The 3,896-nt window shown below is 66.5% G+C and carries 5 protein-coding genes; 2 read left to right on the forward strand and 3 right to left on the reverse strand.

Going from position 1 to position 3,896, the window contains the following annotated elements; all coding sequences use genetic code 11:
• On the reverse strand, positions 1 to 401 hold a 401-nt coding region (locus K0M70_RS03255; protein WP_290779233.1), incomplete at its 3' end, for an anhydro-N-acetylmuramic acid kinase.
• A gap of 3 nt (positions 402 to 404) precedes the next feature.
• Positions 405 to 1,652, reverse strand: coding sequence for a peptidoglycan DD-metalloendopeptidase family protein (locus tag K0M70_RS03260; protein WP_290779236.1), 1,248 nt, complete (start codon positions 1,650 to 1,652; stop codon positions 405 to 407).
• Between the two features lie 228 nt (positions 1,653 to 1,880).
• Between K0M70_RS03260 and tyrS the strand changes: the two genes are divergently transcribed.
• The gene (tyrS, locus tag K0M70_RS03265) at positions 1,881 to 3,092 is read left to right on the forward strand and encodes a tyrosine--tRNA ligase (RefSeq protein WP_290779239.1); all 1,212 of its coding nucleotides are present in this window, start codon (positions 1,881 to 1,883) and stop codon (positions 3,090 to 3,092) included.
• A gap of 15 nt (positions 3,093 to 3,107) precedes the next feature.
• Positions 3,108 to 3,599, forward strand: coding sequence for an MgtC/SapB family protein (locus tag K0M70_RS03270; protein WP_290779241.1), 492 nt, complete (start codon positions 3,108 to 3,110; stop codon positions 3,597 to 3,599).
• Positions 3,600 to 3,715: 116 nt separating this feature from the next.
• Here the strand turns inward: K0M70_RS03270 and K0M70_RS03275 are convergent.
• On the reverse strand, positions 3,716 to 3,896 hold a 181-nt coding region (locus K0M70_RS03275; protein WP_290779244.1), incomplete at its 5' end, for a hypothetical protein.

A 3,896-nucleotide genomic window follows, 5' to 3' on the forward strand; every position in this document is an offset into this window, starting at 1 on the left:
GTGCGCTCGGCGATGACGTTCGCATCGCCCAACTGCTGGCTGAAGGGCGCCGGGCCGCGCGGGTCGTGGCGCAGCGTCTGGCCGTGCGAGCCGATGGCGACGACCTGCGAAGCCGCGACGCCGCCGTCGGCCAGCGCCGCCAGCGCCGCCTGGGCGAAGGCCTGGCCCAGGCGCGTGTCCAGCCGCGCGATCTCGTCGAGTGACGTGTTGGCGTCGGCCTGCGAGCGCTGCAGCACTTCGCGGGCCAGCGCCGCGTCCAGCGCATACGTGCGGCCGAACACCAGCCGCGGCGCCGGATCGAAGGCCACCAGCGCGGCGTCGATGCCGTCCACGCTGGTCCCGGAGATCAGGCCAAGAAAAAGCCCGCCGTCAACGGCGGGCTGGAAGGGAGCTGCCGGCATGGCTCAGCGCGCGGCGAGCCGCACGCCTTCCACGCGCTTGAGCTGCGCCATGGCCGGCGCGGTGGCGGCGCGGAACTGGGCCAGCGCCGTGCCGGTCAGCGGTTCGGGCTTGGGCATGGTGACGGTCAGCGGGTCGCGGTGGGCGCCGTTGACGCGGAATTCGTAGTGCAGGTGGGGGCCGCTGGCCAGGCCGGTCATGCCCACGAAGCCGATCACCGCGCCCTGCGCCACGCGCTGGCCGGTTTTGTACTTGCCGAAGCGCGACATGTGGCCGTACAGCGTGGTGTAGCCACGGCCGTGGTCGAGCACCACCGTGCGGCCGTAGCCGTTCTGCCAGCCCACGAAGCTTACGCGCGCCTCGCCCGCCGCCATGATCGGCGTGCCGGTGGCGGCGGCGTAATCCACGCCCTTGTGCGCGCGCACGGTGCCCAGCACCGGATGCTTGCGCTTGGGGTTGAAGCGGGAGCTGATGCGGGCGAACTCGATCGGCATGCGCATGAAGCTCTTTTTCAGCGGCCGGCCGGCCAGGTCGAAGTACTCGTCCTTGCCGTTCTGGGTGTAACGCAGGGCGGTGTATTCCTTGCCGCGGTTGACGAAGCTGGCGGCCACCACGCCGCCGCTGCGCAGGCGCTCGCCGTCGCGCCACAGTTCTTCGTAAACCACCTGGAAGTGGTCGCCGTTGCGAAGATCCTGGGTGAAGTCGATGTCGTAGGAGAACGCGTTGGCCATCTGGTTGATGGCGGCGTTGCTCAGGCCGGCCTTCGCGCCGGCGGCGTAAAGCGAACTGGTGATTTCACCGCTGGCGACCATCACGCGGCGCTCGAGCGGACGCTCGATGATCTTTTCCTTGAACTTGCCGTCGGCAACCTGCAGTTCGACGCGGCTGGCTTCATCGCGTTCGAAGCGCAGGCCGCGCAGTTCACCGGCCTGGCCCAGGTCGAAGGCGATCTCGGCGCCGGCCCGAAGGCGCGACAGGGTCTTGGCGCTCGGCAATTCCAGCACCTGGTGCATCACGGACGCGGGCACGCCCATCTGTTCGAACAAGGCACCCAGCGTTTGGCCGCTCTGCACCTGCACCACTTGCCAGGCGCTGCCGGCAACCGCGGCGGCGGCCTTGCCGGCGAGCGGCGGCAGGGGCAGGCTGAGCGTGGTGCGGTCGGCGGCGGCATCATGGCCGCGCATCGCGCTGGCGAAGCCGGGGATGATGGTGACTACGAGGACGCCAAGCGAGGCGCAGAGGCCAGCAAGCACCCAATGTTCACGGGACCAGCGGGCAAGGGGGGCGGCGTCGTGATGCGGCAAGGGTGCGTCCCCGCTCTGGTGGTTAAGTCACGGTACGATAACCAGCGCGAAATACATACGTCAAACCCTTGTCGCATCTGGCTTTTTTGTTTGTTGCGGATTAACTTTCTATTAACCTCAAGTTAACGCCAGCGGCCTGTACCGGCCGCGGCCCTGAACCCGGAAGCTCTTTCATTCATGTCAGACCTGCAGCAAGCCCTCGACATCATCGGCCGCGGCGCCGAAGAGATCCTCAAGCCCGACGAGCTGGCGGCCCGGCTCAAGCTCGGCCGCCCGCTGCGCATCAAGGCCGGTTTCGACCCCACTGCGCCCGACCTGCACATCGGCCACACGGTGCTGCTCAACAAGATGCGGCAATTCCAGGACCTGGGGCACCAGGTGATCTTCCTGATCGGTGACTTCACCGGGATGATCGGCGACCCCACCGGCAAGAACGTCACCCGCAAGCCCCTGACCCGCGATGACGTGCTGGCCAATGCCCAGACCTACGCCGACCAGGTGTTCAAGGTGCTGGACAAGGCGCGCACCGAGGTGCGGTTCAACTCTGAATGGTTCGGCCAGATGTCGGCGGTCGACATGATCAAGCTGGCGGCGCAGCACACGGTGGCGCGCATGCTCGAGCGCGACGACTTCGCCAAGCGCTATGCCGGCCAGCAGCCCATCGCCATCCATGAATTCCTCTATCCGCTGGTTCAGGGCTACGACTCGGTGGCGCTCAAGGCCGACGTCGAGCTGGGCGGTACCGACCAGAAGTTCAATCTGCTGATGGGTCGCGGCCTGCAGGAACATTTCGGCCAGCCGCCGCAGATCGTGCTGACCATGCCGCTTCTGGAGGGCCTGGACGGCGTCAACAAGATGTCCAAGTCGTTGGGCAACTACATCGGCATCAACGAGCCGGCGATCGACATCGTCACCAAGACCCTCAAGATCGGCGACGAGCTCCTGTGGCGCTGGTTCGAGCTGCTCAGTTTCGAGGTTTCTCTGGCCGAGATGGCGCGCATGAAGCAGGACATCGCCTCGGGCCAGCTCAATCCACGCGATGCCAAGCTGCGGCTGGCGCGCGAGCTGGCGGCGCGCTTCCACGGCGCCGCCGAGGCGGAAAAGGCTATCGCCGGCTGGAACGCCGTGGTTCGCGGCGAAGGCGACACGTCCCTGCTGCCGCAGGCGCTGGTGACGGTACCGGCGGAGGGCCTGCGCATTGCCGCCCTGCTGGCGGTTGCGGGACTGGCGGCCAGCAACTCCGAAGCCAGCCGCAAGCTGAAGGAAAAAGCCGTGCGGCTGGACGGGGAGCTGTTCGACGACGCGCAGCGCCTGTTCATGCCAGGTTTCGAGGGCGTGCTGCAGGTTGGCAAGCGCAATTTCGCGCGGATAAAGCTCATCGCGGGCTGACGCAGGAGCGCCGACATGGAAACCCTGATCCAGGATTGGCAAACCCAGCTGGGTGTGCTCGCCACCACCGCCTACGCGATGCTTCTGGGCGGCGCGATCGGTTACGAGCGCGAAATGAAAAACCGTCCCGCGGGATTCCGCACCCACATGCTGGTGGCGGGCGCCGCCGCTCTGCTGGTCGGCCTGACCGACCTGCTGTCTCAGCGCTTCTCCGGAGAAGGCTATCGGGAGTTGATCACTCTGGACCCCATCCGCCTGATTGAAGCCATGGTGGCGGCCGTGGGCTTCCTTGGCGCGGGCACCATATTCCGGAACAGCGGCGGCAGCGTGGTTAGCGGTATCACCACGGCCGCTTCCCTGCTGATGGTGGCCGTGATCGGCATCGCGGCCGGCCTGCACAGCCACGTGCTGGCGGTGGGTGCGACCGCGCTGACGCTGGGCGTACTGGTAATCCTGGGTTGGACGGAGCGTCGATTTGACGCCGCCCGGGCCACTAGCGCCGACTGACCGGAGCTGGTTTCGCGCAGTTCCGCCCCTGTTTTCTCCGGCGACCCTGCGGTTTACAGCGGAAAAGCGACAACGCTTGCTTTCGGTACCGGGGCCCGGATAGAGTTCGCGCCCCGCTAGTCCCGGCCACGGCCGGACTGACCAGCGGGGAAATTCAAAAAAGGCTTCAACGAGGTGTTGACGTCCTTGGAAATTGCCCTATAATGTGCGGCTCGGTTGGGCGAAATGCCCGGCCACTTCGGCAGCGAAACGCGCCGGAAGAGATGAAGATCTTTGACAGTGTGCGCAGGAAATTTG

The sequence above is a fragment of the Arenimonas sp. genome (assembly GCF_019459675.1).
Taxonomy (GTDB): domain Bacteria; phylum Pseudomonadota; class Gammaproteobacteria; order Xanthomonadales; family Xanthomonadaceae; genus Arenimonas.

Bases quoted from the DNA above. Each gene is read 5' to 3' on its own strand.
- tyrS (WP_290779239.1), top strand. From the start codon at position 1,881: ATGTCAGACCTGCAGCAAGCCCTCGACATCATCGGCCGCGGCGCCGAA.
- K0M70_RS03270 (WP_290779241.1), top strand. From the start codon at position 3,108: ATGGAAACCCTGATCCAGGATTGGCAAACCCAGCTGGGTGTGCTCGCC.